Annotated in this window: 2 pseudogenes; both read right to left on the reverse strand. The window is 24.0% G+C overall.

Annotated elements, in window-relative coordinates:
* A pseudogene (locus HMPREF9131_RS08650) lies at nucleotides 1-411 on the reverse strand (sensor histidine kinase); the annotation flags it as partial.
* Nucleotides 412-466: 55 nt separating this feature from the next.
* Nucleotides 467-780, reverse strand: a pseudogene (locus tag HMPREF9131_RS08655) (hypothetical protein); the annotation flags it as partial.

Here is a 780-nt window from a genome sequence, read left to right on the forward strand (position 1 = left end):
ATCTAAATGAGCTTTTACAATTGAAAGTCCAAGTCCTGTGGCATTTTTTCTAGACGGGTCTAGAACTTTTGACCTCTCAAATAAATAATTTAGTTGCCCATCTTTATATTCTATATCATTTGAAAATATTAGCTTCAATTTATGAGAATCCTCTAACTCAATTTTATTGTTTCCCCTAGAATATTTATACATATTATCTAAGATATTAGTCAAAATACTTTCAAAAGAATTTTTGTTTGAAGAAATTATATATTTTTGTGGCAATTTAATTTCTATTTCCTGATCAATTTTTTTGAATTTATCAAAATAATTAAAGGAAGTTTGATAGATTAATTGAACAAGGTCAAAATTTTCAAAGTCTAAAGAATTCTTTTCATTGATAAGAGAAAGTTGATAAAATTTTTCCACCAAATTATTTAGAAAATAAGCCTTATCAACGGCAATTTCAAGAATTTTTTCCTGTTCTTTATCCTTTATATCTAATAAATTTAAATAACCTATAATGGAAGTTAGGGGGTGTTCTTAAATCGTGAGATAAATTTGAAAGAAGTTTTCCGTAATTATCTTTAAGTTCGTCAATTCTTTCATTTTTTTCCATCAATTTATTACTCATTTCATTGTACTTTTCATATAAATTTAATAAAGATTTATTTTTTGTACTTAACTGAGCTTCTACCTCTGATTTTTTATTTTTTCGAAAATCTAAGTTTTTGTCTATTTTTTCTATATTAATTTTAATGGTGTAATATTTGTATGCGTAAAAAATAGATAAGATTATGA

It is taken from the genome of Peptoniphilus sp. oral taxon 836 str. F0141 (assembly GCF_000179335.1).
In the GTDB taxonomy this organism is placed as follows: Bacteria; Bacillota; Clostridia; order Tissierellales; family Peptoniphilaceae; genus Peptoniphilus_A; species Peptoniphilus_A lacrimalis.